This is a genomic window from Brevibacterium sp. H602, assembly GCF_051172395.1.
In the GTDB taxonomy this organism is placed as follows: domain Bacteria; phylum Actinomycetota; class Actinomycetes; order Actinomycetales; family Brevibacteriaceae; genus Brevibacterium.
The window spans coordinates 1-14,054 of record NZ_JBPIZD010000015.1; the positions used below are offsets into that span (position 1 = coordinate 1).

Sequence of the window (14,054 nt, forward strand, 5' to 3'; positions counted from 1 at the left end):
TTTGCGGTGGTGATAGTGGTGGGGAAACGCCCGGTTAACCGTTCCGATCCCGGTAGCTAAGCCCATTCGCGCTGATGGTACTGCAACTTGGTGGTTGTGGGAGAGTAAGTGACTGCCGCAATATTTTGTTGAGAGGCTCTGCTTCTGATCTTCGGGTCAGGGGCAGGGCCTCTTCTTTTATTCACATGTGGGTTGTTTGTTTTCGTGGGTGGGTGTGATGGGTGTGCTTGGTGCTACCTGACGGGGGCGCAGCAACCTGGCGCCAGGTAGCTGGGCCCCCGTCAGGTAGTAAATGGGAGGAAGGTATGGAGACGAAGACAATTGACGCTCTCAGAGCCGAGCTTGCTCGCGACGGCGAGGTTGCGATCGGGTTCAATCGGACGAAGCAGTTTCTGCGTAATCCTGCCGGTTTTCTCGGGCTGCGCCGTTCCTCCCCGCCCTCACCACAGGTGATCGTCAACAACTTCGGTCTGTGGGCCGCCGTGGACGGATTCCCCGAAGGCGGCGTGCCATGGGCCCGTATTCTCGAAGTCCACATCACCAAGGTGAACGTCAGCTCGTATATCGATGTGAGCATCAGAACTCCCGATACGCCTGACCGCCGGCGGACGCTGCGTCTGCCGCATATGCTCACGGTCGATCCGGAGGTTCTGGCCAAGTGGATCGTCATGGAACTGATGGAACGCGGCAACCCGATCTGACTTTCGTCCAGACAGTCCAATGACGTCTTTCAACCCGGTGTCGTCCTGAGGAGATCCCTTCCGGATGGTAGGCGACGCGTTCTCCCACCGAAGCTCAAATGCTTGTCCATATTTGTGTTGCATGTCACGATGAAGTTGTCCGCTGCGCCGGATGCAAGTGAATAGCGACATCCGAATAGACAGCAAGGGAGAGACCGCATGAACGCATCAACCATCATCTGGATCGTCGTCGCCATTGTCGTGGTTCTGATCATCGTCGGCATCATCATCGCAGTCAGCCGAAAGGCGACGGCGAAGAAGCGCGAACACCAGCGGCAAGAGGCCGCCCAGATTCGACAGGAAGCTGCCGAATCCGAACATGATGTTCGTGCTCGAGAGGCCGAAGTCGAGAAACAGAGGGCAGAGGCAAAGCGCGCAAAAGCCGAAGCCGATGCTCGAGCTGCTGAAGCTGATCGTCAGGCGGCACAGGCCGAGCAGCTGGATTCTCAGGCTGCGAAACGCGAAGAAGCTGTGAAAGCCGAACGGCTCGAGCACGACCGCAGGTTGAAACATGCCGACGAACTGGACCCGGATACACCTCGTGGTGCCGATGACGCTCGTCGTGCAGACAACTCGGGTCCGGCTGGGGCGGCTGGGGCTCATGGGATGTCGGCGAACCACCAGACTGAGCACCGTCCCGACGAAACCGCACCGCAGACCGGGCGGCGGCCTGACGAACCGGTACAGCGAACCGATGTACGCCATGAACCGCATGTACGGCCGGACGCACCTCGTCAGGACCATCATGGTTATCGTGATGACGCCTATGCCGAACAGCCTGCTCGGCAGGACGCGCCGCGTCCGGACCAGCCTGGCCCTCAGGAACCCGTGCGCCGCGATCCGTACGCGGAGCAGGACATCCGCGCGGACCAACAGCCGCCGGAAAACGGAGTCCGGCCCCACGCCGAGGAACCGCTGGCCGAGGAGTACGATCCTCGAGTCGGCCAACGCGGCACTCAAGACCCATACGCTCGCGGCGATCGGAGGGTGGATCCGCTCGATGACGGAGGGGACCCCGAAGCTCCGAGGCACTGACACATCGTCGGCTAGAGTCAGATGAGACGGTGCCCGAACCACCCACGGTTCGGGCACCGTCTCGTTGGTCTCGGACCTCCGGGCACTGCAAGCGATCGTGATTCGCATGGGAAGGCCGCCTCCGCGCGGGTTCTCGCTCGCGCGCAGCGAGACGTATTCGTGACAAGCGGTTGCGTTGAAATCGATTGATGCTTCTGTAGTGTGTACGGCAAGATCCTAAGGAAGGCACCCCATGCTCGATAAGCTGCACGACGCACTTCGACTCCGCACCAACCCGGCCATCTTCTTCTCCTCAGCGGCCGTGATCATCATCTTCGTCCTCGGGACGATCTTCTTCACCGATCAGCTCGACGCAGGCGTCTCGGTCGCCTCGGATTGGCTGCTGACGAACCTCGGCTGGTTCTACATCCTCGGCGTCACCGTCTTCGTCGCGTTCCTCATCTACATCGCCGCCTCCCGCTACGGGCGAGCGAAACTCGGCCCTGACGACGAACCGCCGGAGCATTCCAACGGCGCCTGGTTCGCCATGCTCTTCGCCGCCGGCATCGGCTCGATCCTCATGTTCTGGGGCGTTGCCGAACCCGTCAGCCACTTCGGCGATCCACCGCGGGCTTCCCTCGGCATCGAACCGGGCACGCCTGCTGCCGCGGTCGATGCCATGAACTTCACGTACTATCACTTCACCCTGCACACCTGGGCGATCTTCACCCTGCCCGCGCTGTGCTTCGCCTACTTCATCCACAAGAGGAACCTGCCGCCGCGCGTGAGCTCGATCTTCCAGCCCATCCTCGGTGAGAAGATCCACGGTCCCATCGGCAAGACAATCGATGTCGTCGCCATCATCGGCACCGTCTTCGGCATCGCCGTTTCGATCGGTCTGGGCACGCTGCAGATCAACGGCGGTCTCGCCCAGGTCATCGGCATCCCCGAGAACGCTCTGTGGCAGCTGATCATCATCGGCGTCGTCTGCGGACTCGCCACGATCTCGGTCTCGCTGGGCCTCGACAAAGGCATCAAGGTCCTGTCGAACCTCAACATCGTCGTGGCTGTGCTGCTGCTCGTCTTCATCGTCGTCTTCGGCCCGACGCTGTTCATGGCCAAGGGCGTTTTCGAATCTCTCGGCACCTACATCCAACAGCTGCCCGAACTCGCGCTGTGGAACGACACATTCGCCAACACCGGCTGGCAGAACACCTGGACGGTCTTCTACTGGGCGTGGACGATCACCTGGTCGCCGTTCGTCGGCATCTTCATCGCCCGCATCTCCCGCGGACGCACCATCCGCCAGTTCGTCATCGGCGTGCTCGCCATCCCCTCCGCCTTCTCGATCCTGTGGTTCGGCATCTTCGGCTACGCCTCATTCGACATCGAGCTCAACCAAGGCGGAGGACTGGTCGACCGAGTCGTCGATCAGGGAGACATCCCGGGAGCGCTGTTCGCGTTCCTCGACCACTACCCGCTGGCAGGGCCCGTGTCGGTGATCGCAATCGTCCTCGTGGTGATCTTCTTCGTCACCTCGGTGGACTCCGCGGCGCTCGTCGTCGACACGATGAACAACGGTCACGAAGACTTCAACCCGCTGCCGCAGCGCATCTTCTGGGCCCTTGCCGTCGCCGTCGTCACTGCGGCACTGCTCGTGTTCTCCGGCTCCGGCGGACTCGAAGCGCTGCAGTCGACGATCATCCTCGTCGGGCTGCCGTTCTTCATCATCGCCTACTTCCAGATCTACGCTCTCATGCGAGCCCTGCGCGAGGATGCGGGCGTTCTGCCGCGGGTGCGCATGCGCCGTTGGAAGAAGGTCCTGCCACCCGAGGAGGTCGAACGCCGACAGGGCGGAGACGAACAGTTCGGCCACGAATACGACGATGATGAGGAGGTCGTCACCGAACCCGAAGCAGTCGAACCGGCACCGAAGTTCCGTGACCCCTATGTCGAAATCCCTCGCGAGAAGAAGGGACGCCGTGAGGGGACGCTGGCCAGCCGCACGGGCAGCCGTGCGACCAGCCACGGTCAAGGTAAGGGCGGCGACGCCGACACCGACTGCGGCGGCTGACCGAGCTCGGGCATGACGAAGGGGGCGCTGCGATCGCAGCGCCCCCTTCGTTTCGGGTCTGGGCCGAAGTTCCCACTCAGGTCATCGAATCAGCGCTGGGCCGCCTCGGTGATCGGGGATTCAGACGATCGGGTCAGATCACTGCCCGTTCTTGATCATCTCCGCGCACTTCTCGCCCATCATCATCACGGTGATGTTCGGGTTGACCGTGGTGATTTCCGGCATCGCCGAGGCGTCGACGACGCGCAGACGATTGACGCCCTTGACTCGCAGCTGCGGATCCAGCGGCGACATCTCGTCATCGGCAGCTCCCATACGCACCGTGCCGACCGGGTGGTAGACGGTGTTGTGGGTGCGGGTGATGTAGTCGGCGATCTGCTCGTCGGTCTGGACGTCCTTGCCGGGGAACAGCTCCTCGCCGGCCCACTCGGACATGGCGTCCTGGGAGACGATCTCGCGGGCCTTCTTGATGCCGGCGACCATGACGCGCATGTCATGGCCCTCCGGGTCGGTGAAGTAGCGGGGATCGACCTTCGGCTTGTCACGGAAGTCCTTCGAGCGCAGGCGCACGGTGCCGCGCGACTTCGCATGAGTGACATTCGGGGTGAGGCAGAAGGAGTTCTCCGAGGTCTTGTAACCCTGACGCAGGGTGTGCATATCGAAGGGCACCGAGCCGTAGTGCATCATCAGGTCCGGACGATCGAGGCCCTCCTCGGTGGGGGAGAAGATGCCGATCTCCCACCACTGGGTGGAATCCTCGACCATCGGCTTCTTGGCCTCCCAGGAGATGACGCCCTCCGGGTGATCGCCCAGGTGCTCGCCGACTCCCGGCGAATCCACGCGAGCCTCAATGCCGACCTCGGCGAGGTGGGCCTTCGGACCGATGCCCGAGAGCATGAGCAGCTGCGGGGTGTTGATCGCGCCGGAGGAGACGATGACTTCCTTCTTCGCCTCGATCCGGTTGGTCTTGCCGAAGGCATTGTTGACTACGAGCACAGCCGTGCAGTTGTCGTCCTCGTCGAACTCGAGCTCCTTGGCCTGAGTATCGGTGAGGATCGTGAGGTTCTCACGATCGAGGATCGGGTGGAGGTAGGACACCGAGGAGGACGACCGGGTGCCGTCATCCTTGCGGTTGACCTGGAAGAAGTTCGCACCGTTGATGACGGTCTGACCCTCGTTGAACTGCACGCGAGGGATGCCGGCCTGCTCGCAGGCGTCGAGGAGCGCGACACCACAGGGATCGACCGGGGGCACGTTCATCAGACGGACCGGGCCGTCGTGGCCGTGGTGGTCGCCGGGCAGCTCATTGTTCTCGAGCTTCTTGTACAGGCCGAAGGTGTCCTTCGAACCCCATCCGGCTGCACCGTGCTTCTCTTCCCACTCATCGAGATCCTCGCGCGGAGCCCAGAAGGCGATGCACGAGTTGTGGGACGAGCAGCCGCCGAGCACCTTGGCGCGGGCGTGGCGCATGTGCGAGTTGCCGTTCTCCTGCTCTTCGATCGGGTAGTCCCAGTCGTAGCCGGATTCGAGGAGCTCCATCCAGCGGTTGAGCTCGAGGACGACGTCCTTGTCCGTGTCAGTGGGGCCGGCCTCGAGGAGTCCGACGGTGACTTCGGGGTCCTCGCTCAGCCGGGCCGCGACCGCTGCGCCGGCAGAGCCGCCGCCGACGACGACGTAATCAAAGCTATGAGTAGTTTTCACTGTTCATCTCTCCTTGTACTGAGGTATGCGTCTACAGGCTGCGGCGGATCACTTGGAGTGATCGGGGAACCAGCCGGTGACTGCCGGCTCGAGGTTCTGATAGATGTGCTTGGCTTCCTGGTACTCGGCCAGACCCGTGGGTCCGAGCTCGCGCCCGAAGCCGGACTGCTTGTAACCGCCCCATTCGGCCTGCGGCAGGTAGGGGTGGAAGTCGTTGATCCAGATGGTGCCGTGGCGCAGACGCTGAGCGACCAGCTGGGTCTTGCCCGCATCCTGGCTCCACACCGCTCCGGCCAGACCGTAGTAGGTGTCATTGGCGATCTCGACAGCCTCATCGACGGTGGAGAAGGTCTCGACGGTGACGACGGGACCGAAAGCCTCGTCGGAGACGACCGACATTCCGCGCTTGACCTGGTCGAGCACGGTCGGCAGGTAGTAGAACCCGTTCTCCAGGTCACCCTCGCCGAACTTGCCGCCGCAGCGCAGACGCGCACCCTCGGCGATGCCCTTCTCCACATAGGCGTGCACCTTATCGCGGTGTGCTGCGGAGATGAGGGGACCGGTCTCGGCGTTCTCGTCGAAGGGTCCGCCGAGTCGGATCTGCTCGGCACGCTCGACAAGGCGGTTGACGAACTCCTCGGCGATGGATTCCTCGACGATGAGTCGGGCACCGGCCGAGCACACCTGCCCGGAGTGGACGAAAGCGCCGTTGAGAGCATTGTCCAGAGCCGCATCGAAGTCGGCATCGGCGAAGATGACGTTCGGGTTCTTGCCGCCGAGTTCGAGGGCGATCTTCTTGATCGAGTCGGCGGCGTTGCGGAACAGCAGGCGACCGGTGACGAGGCCACCGGTAAACGAGACCATGTCGATGTCCTCGTGCGTCGACAGCGGGGCACCGGCATCGGCGCCCGCACCGAGGATGAGGTTGCCGACTCCGGCCGGCAGACCGAGCTCTTCGAGCACCTGCATGGTGAGGATCGCGGTGTGCGGGGTGAGCTCGGCAGGCTTGAGGATGAAGGTGTTGCCGGCGGCGATGGCCGGGGCGATCTTCCACGCGGCCTGCAGCAGCGGGTAGTTCCACGGGGTGATGAGCGCGCAGACGCCGACGGGCTCGTGCACGATCTTCGACGCCACGGTGTCGGTGCCGGCGTCGACGACGCGGCCGGCATCGTTTGCCGCGAGCTTGCCGAAGTAATCGAAGCAGTTCGCGATGTCGTCCATGTCGATCTGCGATTCGACGAAGCGCTTGCCGGTGTCGAGGGACTCGGCACGCGCGAATTCGTCCTTGCGCTCACGCAGAGCGGCGGCGAACTTCAGCAGCAGATCGCCGCGTTCGCTGGCGGGGACGGAGGACCAGACGCCGGAGTCGAAGGCACGGCGAGCGGCCTTGATCGCCAGCTCGGTATCTTCGGGGCTGGCTTCGTCCACCTCGGCGACGAAGCTGCCGTCGGCCGGGTTATGGATCTTTCGGGTTCCACCGTTGACGGCTGAAACCCACTGTCCGTCGATGAAGAGTGTGTTTGGCACGATTTCTCCTATTCCTAGCGGGTGAACGGTTGTGCGATCTGAAGGGCCGAACGCGCAGTCGCGGCAGTGGAGCCTGAGGTGTCGGGGAGTTTCCGAACTGCCGCGGAACTGCCGTTTGACCTGCGACTCGAACTGCTCCGGCGGCATTCATGCACATGCTTCCGGCAATCACAATAGGCGAAGTCAGGGGCCGAATGCGCAATCGAATGATGCTGGTCACACCGGCAAGTGATCTTGGTCATCACGTGGCGAGGGACGGCGGCTGCACTGGGGGACAGGCAGGCGCTAACCGCGCTGGGGGACGGGCAGGCAACTGGGCCGGAAATTCTGATCGTGGAATCGCGGAGACATCCGTCATCCGCACAATGAGTTTCCACGTCAGGTGTCATTCGTCCCCTGGTGTCGAGGCGGCGCGGACATCCGCTGCCGCCGAACCTCTTCGATTGCCGTCGGCCGTTCCACTGGATTCGCCTTGATTCTAACAGAGTGCTGAGGCGGTGACCTGGGCGTTGACCCATAGAACAGCGGGCACGGTGCTGAGGGGAATCGAGGTGCTGACGTGTCCCCGCCCACACGGCGACGAGGCGGTGAGTGGACTAGAATATAGCGGAACACCGAAAAGACTTCATAGGGAGAATCGTGGCCCAAGGGGATTCGCGAGACAGCCAGGACAACCGCCGCGCAGATGGCGGTCACCGCTCAGATCGCGACAACAATCGCAACCGTCGACCGGACAACCGGGACGGCCGCGGGCCACGCCAGTCCGACCGCAGGGGCGGCTACCAGGGCAATCGTCGCAACGATGATGATCGTCGGGGCGGCTTCAACCGAGATCGCCGTGATGGTGATGATCGCCGAGGTGGGTACCAAGGTAACCGTCGCAACGACGACGACCGTCGTGGCGGGTACCAAGGCAATCGTCGTAATGACGATGACCGTCGCGGTGGGTATCAGGGTAACCGTCGCAATGACGACGATCGCCGAGGTGGGTACCAAGGTAACCGTCGCAACGATGATGATCGTCGGGGCGGCTTCAACCGTGACCGTCGCGACGGTGACGACCGCCGAGGCGGCTATCAGGGCAATCGTCGGAACGATGATGATCGTCGGGGCGGCTTCAACCGGGACCGCCGTGATGGTGATGATCGTCGCGGTGGTTACCAGGGCAACCGCCGGAACGATGGCGACCGCCGAGGCGGCTTCAACCGTGATCGTCGTGACGATGACGACCGCCGAGGCGGCTACCGCGGAAACCGACGGGACGACAACCGCGGAGGCCGCGGCGGCTACGGTCGCAACGACAACGACCGCCGTGCATCCCGCAAGACCGACACCGGCGACTACGCACGCGAACAGCGTGCCCGCCGTCCGCGCATTCAGGAACCCGAGATTCCCGAGGGCGTCACCGGCCGTGAACTCGACAAAGAGATCTCGTCACAGCTGCGCTCCCTCGACAAAGAGAACGCCGACATGGTCGCCAAGCACCTCGTCGCCGCAGGCGGGCTGCTCGACCTCGACCCGGAACGCGCCCACGAACACGCCAAGGCCGCTATGGCCCGCGCCGGTCGTGTCGCCGTCGTCCGCGAAGCACTCGGCATCGCCGCGTACTACGTGGAGAACTATGACGAAGCCGTCCGCGAACTGCGCACCCATCGCCGCATCTCCGGTTCGAATGACAACATCGCGCTGATCGCCGACGCCGAACGCGGTCGCGGCAAGCCCGAGAAGGCCATCGAGCTGCTGAAGAACGCAGAAGAGCTCGACCTCGACAACGACACCCGCACCGAACTCGTCATCGTCGCGGCCGGCGCCAAGTCCGACCTCGACGACATCGCCGGTGCGCGCCGACTCATCGAAGCCGAGGACTTCACCCAGAAGCCCGGCGGCGGACTGGTCCGTCTCATGGCCGCCTACGCCGAGGTGCTGCGCATCGACGGCGAAACGGAACTCGCCGACAAGTACGAAGAGCTCTCCCGCCGGACCGCCAAGGCGACCGGCACCCTCTTCGGCGACGAAGAGCCCGACCTCAACGCCGGCGTCGAAATCGAAACGGTGGAAGAAGTCGAGGACGAGCCCGAAGCCGCCGAAGCCGAGGAGCCGCAGGTGGAATCCGACGCTGTTGACGCTTCCGCGGAGGGAGCAGAAGCTGGGGCCGACACCGAGGCTCCAGCCGCAGCGCCGAAGTCGAAGACACATGTCTCGGCAAAGGAACTGAAGTCGGTCAAGGTCTCCGACGATGAGATCGAAGCCGAACTCGACGAGATCCTCGCCGATGCAGAAGCCGACGCCGACACAGGCTCCGAGCCCGACGCAACAGCAGCCGAGGCCGACGGAGAGCAGTGACACTGACCGCCGAACAGCACAACTCAGCAGATGGGCGCCTGCCCGAATCATCGGGCACGCCCATCGACTGCGTCCTGTTCGACCTGGACGGAGTCGTCTACCACGGCACCCACGCCGTCGATGGCGCCGTCGACGGCATCAATTGGCTCCACTCCCAGTCGATCCCGGTCAACTACGTCACGAACAACGCCACTCGCACGGCCGCAGCCACCGCCGAGAAGATCACCGGAATGGGCGTCGACGCCTCTGCGGACGAAGTGACCACCTCGGCGCAGGTGCTCGCCGAACGCTTAGCCGAACGTTTCGGGCCGGGCGCCCGCGTCCACCTCCTCGGCACGACCGGACTGCGGGTCGCACTCGAAGAGGCGGGTCTCGAGATCACCGACTCACTCGACGCGTCACCCGTTGCCGTCGCTCAGGGACTCGACCCGGAGATCGACTACGCGAAGATCGTCCGCACCTGCGAAATCATCCGCTCGGGCGCCGAATGGTGGGCGAGCAACCCCGACTTCTCCCTCCTCACAGAAACCGGGAAAGTCCCCGGCAACGGTGCCTTCGTCGATCTCATCGCCCGACTCACCGACGCCGCCCCAGTCATCGTCGGCAAACCTGCACCGCACATGATGAACTTCGCAGCCGGCCGCCTCGGCGCGCACCGGCCCCTCATGGTCGGCGACCGCCTCAACACCGATATCGCAGGCGGCTGTGCCGCCGGCATCGACACCGCCCTCGTCCTCACCGGAATCCACGACATCCACGATGCCCTGCGTGCCGGCCCGGAGCGTCGACCGACGTTCATCCTGCCGAATCTGCGCGGACTCGAAGCGCTCATCACCGGCACCGACCGCGGCGAGTCCGCACGGATCGAAGCCGAACTCCGCCGAGTCTGGGCAGCCATCGATGCGGTGGACACCGACGCCGAGACGGTCCTGGCTGAAGGACGCCTGCCCCGCCGGATCGGAGGGGACGAATGAGCGAGACCCCGACACCCGGCCCAGGACCCGGAACGACTCCCGGCACGAACTCGACTTCGATACTCGGCCCTGCTTCTGCCCCGACGCCCGCCTCGGTGAGCGGGGACGTGCCGATCGAGACCTGGCGGTCCAGCCTCGCCGAGGCCAAAGAAGCACCGGCGGCCGAGCGGCACGAACTTCTCAACTCCCTGCTGGGCGACCTCGACGCGCAGGTGGGCTCCTTGTGAGCAGACTCGACCGGGCACTCGTCGATCGCGGGCTGCTGAACTCGCGCTCTCGCGCCGCCCGCGAAATCGCCGCCGGTCGCGTCAGCGTCAACGGCCGCACCGCGACCAAGGCCTCCCAAGACGTGAGAGCCACCGACGATGTCTCCGTCACCGAACCCGACCCCTGGGTCGCCCGCAGCGCCCACAAACTCCTCGGCGCGCTCGAGGCTTTCGACCTCACCGACCGACTCAATGATCTGACAGCCCTCGATGCAGGCGCCTCCACCGGAGGCTTCACCCAAGTCCTCCTCCATCACGGTGTCGCACACGTCTGGGCCGTCGACGTCGGCCACGATCAACTCGCGACTGTCCTCCGCGACGACCCGCGCGTCCACGTCCGCGAAGGACTCAACCTCCGCGAACTGACCGACTCCGACGTGCCGACCGTCGACCTCGTCGTCGCCGACGTCTCCTTCATCTCTCTGCGCCTGCTCATCGGACCGCTGCTGGCCGCGACCGCCGCGACGGGGGAACTCCTCCTCATGGTCAAACCCCAATTCGAACTGGCACGAGCATCGCTGGACAAACACGGCGTCGTCGCCAGCAGGGAGAAACGCCGCCGTGCCATCGACTCCGTCCTCGACGCCGTGAGACAACACGCCGGACGCGTCACCGACATCGCACCCTCACCGCTGCCGGGCCCCAGCGGGAACCGAGAGTACTTCCTGCGTGTTCGCCCAGGCCGAACACATCACCAGTCCGATAGGCTCGATCAAGCAGACATCCCCGCCCACCTGGACGAAATGATGAGAGGAGAGTCGTGACCAGACACATCATGGTGCTGCTGCACCCCCAACGTGATGAGTCGGCCGTGGCCGCCGTCAGCGTGTTCAAGGCCCTCCTCGACGACGGAGTCACCCCCGTCGTCCTCTCCGACGAGATCGTCGGCATCCGCGCCCGTCAGGCCGAGGCCGTCGACGACGAACCCATCCTCAACCACTGCGTCATCATCGACCCCTCCGAACTCGGTGAGTGGAAGAACGCCTGCGAACTCGTCATCGTCCTCGGCGGCGACGGCACGATCCTGCGCGCCGCCGAACGCTTCCACGGGTCCGGTGCCCCGCTCATGGGCATCAACTTGGGCCATGTCGGCTTCCTCGCCGAAAGTGAGAAGGAAGACCTCGCCGAGGCGGTCCACCGCGCCTCCCAACGTGACTATTCCGTCGAGGAGCGGCTCGCGCTCGACGTGTCCGTGTGGCACGAAGGCGAGAACATCTTCAATGCCTGGGCACTCAACGAGGTAACCATCGAGAAGACCTCGAAATCCCGGATGATCGACGTCGTCCTCGGCGTCGACGCCCGCCCCGTGTCCTCCTTCGGTTGCGACGGCGTCATCCTCGCCACCCCCACCGGCTCGACCGCGTACTCGTTCTCCGCCGGCGGACCCATCGTCTGGCCCGAAGTCGAAGCACTCATCCTCGTCCCGATCTCCGCCCACGCCCTGTTCTCCAAACCGCTCGTCGTCAACCCGACCTCCCGCCTCGGCGTGGAGATCTCCCAGATGAACCCCGAATTCTCAGCCGTGCTGTGGTGCGACGGCCGCCGCGCCCTCGAACTGCCGTCCGGGGCCCGCGTGGAAGCCACCCGCTCGAAGTCACCGATCCGACTCGCCCGCCTCCACACCGGCCCCTTCACCGACCGACTGGTCGCGAAGTTCCGCCTGCCCGTCTCCGGCTGGCGAGGACCGATCAAGGAGGCCTGAATGATCTCCGAACTGCGCATCTCCCACCTCGGCGTCATCGCCGAAGCCGCCGTCGAACTCGACACCGGCTTCACCGTCGTCACCGGTGAGACCGGTGCGGGAAAGACCATGTTCGTCTCCGCCCTGTCCCTGCTCATGGGCCGCAAGGTCGGCTCCGGAGTCGTGCGCAAAGGCGCAGAGAAAGCCGAAGTCGAAGGCATCTTCACCGATGTGGCCGAACCCGTGCGCGAACGCATCGAAGAGGCCGGCGGCAGCGCCGACGACGAAGCGATCATCTCCCGCACCGTCGCGCTCAAGGGCCGCGCCCGAGCCACGGCCGGCGGTCGCACCGTGCCGATCTCCGTGCTCACCGACATCTCCTCAGACCTCATCACCCTCCACGGCCAGTCCGAACAGCTGCGCCTCAAAGGCGCCGCCCAACAGCGTCACCTTCTCGACGCCGCCGGTGGCACTGCACTCGCCGAGGTGGCCGACCGTTACCGTGCCGCCTTCGAGAACTGGCGCGAGACCGAAGCCCGCGTCAGCCGCATCAAAGACTCCACCGCCGCCCGCCGCGAACGCATCCTGTGGCTGCGCGGCTGCCTGGAGACCATCGACAAGGTCCGCCCCGAACCCGGCGAAGACGAGACCCTGGCCGCACAGTCGGCGAAACTCGGCGCCGCCGCCGAGATCACCCGCGCCGTCGGCGCCGCCCACGACCTGCTGCTCGGTTCCGAGATCGACGATGCCGGCGCCGCCGTCGACCTCGTCCACCAGGCCATCAGCACGATCGCCGATGTCGAAGGCTCCGACAAAGAACTCGTCACCATCCGCGAAGCCCTCGGCGACGCCGTGCTGCGCCTGTCCGACTCCGCCGCGGAACTGTCCTCCTACCTCTCCGGATTCGACGAACTCGGCGAAACCTCGCTGGAAGAGACCGAAGCACGCCGCGCGGAACTCGGCACCCTGGCTCCCTACGGCCAAGACGTCGCCGAAGTCCTCGACTTCGAAACCCGCTCGGCCGCGGAGCTCGCCGAACTCGAAGCCGAGGACCGCGACCTCGACGGACTCGACGCCGAACTCGACGGGGCTCGCGAGACCATGGAGGCGGCCGCCTCGGCGCTCACCGAGATCCGCAAGGCCACCGCGGACGAATTCTCCGCAGCGGTCAGCGAAGAACTCACCGCCCTGTCGATGCCGAAAGCCACGGTCGCCTTCAAGATCTCTGAACGTGAACCCACCACCCACGGGGCCGACGACGTCCGGCTGACCTTCGCCGCCCACGAATCCTCGATCCCCGACGACATCGCGAAGATCGCCAGCGGCGGTGAGCTCTCCCGTGTCATGCTCGCCATCGAAGTCGTCAGAGCCGCCAGCGAATCCATCCCCACCTACGTCTTCGACGAAGTCGACGCCGGAGTCGGCGGCAAAGCGGCCGTGGAGATCGGCCGCCGGCTGGCCAAACTCGCCCGGAACGCCCAGGTCATCGTCGTCACCCACCTGCCGCAGGTCGCCGCCTGGGCCGACACCCATGTGACCATCGTCAAGGACGATGACGCCGAGACCGTGCGCTCGGGCGTGCAGGAACTGACCGACGAAGAACGCGTCGTCGAACTCTCCCGCATGTTGGCAGGCATGGACGACTCCGCCTCTGCGAAGGCCCACGCGGCCGAACTGCTCGACAACGCTCGGCAGGTCAAGGAGGCCGGCGTTGGCAGCAGATGAGAGAATGGG

At 64.7% G+C, this 14,054-nt stretch carries 12 protein-coding genes and 1 rRNA gene; 10 read left to right on the forward strand and 3 right to left on the reverse strand.

The window, feature by feature from the left end:
* The first annotated feature begins 2 nt into the window (after positions 1–2).
* Both rrf and ACSBQT_RS12240 read left to right on the forward strand, forming a co-directional pair.
* Positions 3–121: ribosomal RNA gene (gene rrf, locus ACSBQT_RS12235) — 5S ribosomal RNA — on the forward strand.
* 184 nt (positions 122–305) lie between these two features.
* Complete coding sequence (locus tag ACSBQT_RS12240; RefSeq protein ID WP_410711604.1) at positions 306–701, forward strand: hypothetical protein; 396 nt, start codon at positions 306–308, stop codon at positions 699–701.
* Between the two features lie 207 nt (positions 702–908).
* Here ACSBQT_RS12240 and ACSBQT_RS12245 read toward each other — a convergent pair whose 3' ends face one another.
* Positions 909–1,445, reverse strand: coding sequence for a hypothetical protein (locus ACSBQT_RS12245; protein WP_410711603.1), 537 nt, complete (start codon positions 1,443–1,445; stop codon positions 909–911).
* 123 nt (positions 1,446–1,568) lie between these two features.
* Here ACSBQT_RS12245 and ACSBQT_RS12250 point away from each other — a divergent pair, with 123 nt between their 5' ends.
* Complete coding sequence (locus ACSBQT_RS12250; RefSeq protein ID WP_410711602.1) at positions 1,569–1,775, forward strand: hypothetical protein; 207 nt, start codon at positions 1,569–1,571, stop codon at positions 1,773–1,775.
* A gap of 232 nt (positions 1,776–2,007) precedes the next feature.
* Entirely contained in the window at positions 2,008–3,828 is a 1,821-nt protein-coding gene (locus ACSBQT_RS12255) for a BCCT family transporter (protein WP_410711601.1), read from the forward strand.
* 138 nt (positions 3,829–3,966) lie between these two features.
* Here ACSBQT_RS12255 and ACSBQT_RS12260 read toward each other — a convergent pair whose 3' ends face one another.
* Positions 3,967–5,529: a GMC family oxidoreductase gene (locus ACSBQT_RS12260; RefSeq protein ID WP_410711600.1), complete on the reverse strand. Its 1,563-nt coding sequence runs from the start codon at positions 5,527–5,529 to the stop codon at positions 3,967–3,969.
* A 48-nt stretch (positions 5,530–5,577) separates the two neighbouring features.
* Positions 5,578–7,056 carry an aldehyde dehydrogenase family protein gene (locus ACSBQT_RS12265; RefSeq protein ID WP_410711599.1) on the reverse strand — a complete coding sequence of 493 codons (1,479 nt, stop codon included), beginning with the start codon at positions 7,054–7,056 and terminating at the stop codon, positions 5,578–5,580.
* Between the two features lie 639 nt (positions 7,057–7,695).
* Here ACSBQT_RS12265 and ACSBQT_RS12270 point away from each other — a divergent pair.
* Genes ACSBQT_RS12270 through recN form a run of 6 tightly spaced genes read left to right on the forward strand, consistent with a single transcriptional unit; the run spans position 7,696 to position 14,045 of the window.
* On the forward strand, positions 7,696–9,399 hold the full coding sequence (locus ACSBQT_RS12270) for a hypothetical protein (RefSeq protein ID WP_410711598.1): 1,704 nt from the start codon (positions 7,696–7,698) through the stop codon (positions 9,397–9,399).
* A complete protein-coding gene (locus ACSBQT_RS12275; protein WP_410711597.1) occupies positions 9,396–10,373 on the forward strand; it encodes an HAD-IIA family hydrolase in 978 nt (325 codons plus the stop codon). The genes ACSBQT_RS12270 and ACSBQT_RS12275 overlap by 4 nt, the downstream gene beginning before the upstream one ends.
* A complete protein-coding gene (locus tag ACSBQT_RS12280; protein WP_410711596.1) occupies positions 10,370–10,600 on the forward strand; it encodes a hypothetical protein in 231 nt (76 codons plus the stop codon). The genes ACSBQT_RS12275 and ACSBQT_RS12280 overlap by 4 nt, the downstream gene beginning before the upstream one ends.
* Positions 10,597–11,403: a TlyA family RNA methyltransferase gene (locus ACSBQT_RS12285; protein WP_410711595.1), complete on the forward strand. Its 807-nt coding sequence runs from the start codon at positions 10,597–10,599 to the stop codon at positions 11,401–11,403. Before ACSBQT_RS12280 ends, ACSBQT_RS12285 begins: the two co-directional genes overlap by 4 nt.
* Positions 11,400–12,341, forward strand: coding sequence for an NAD kinase (locus ACSBQT_RS12290; protein ID WP_180345671.1), 942 nt, complete (start codon positions 11,400–11,402; stop codon positions 12,339–12,341). Before ACSBQT_RS12285 ends, ACSBQT_RS12290 begins: the two co-directional genes overlap by 4 nt.
* A complete protein-coding gene (gene recN / locus ACSBQT_RS12295) occupies positions 12,342–14,045 on the forward strand; it encodes a DNA repair protein RecN (RefSeq protein ID WP_410711594.1) in 1,704 nt (567 codons plus the stop codon).
* Positions 14,046–14,054: the final 9 nt, after the last annotated feature.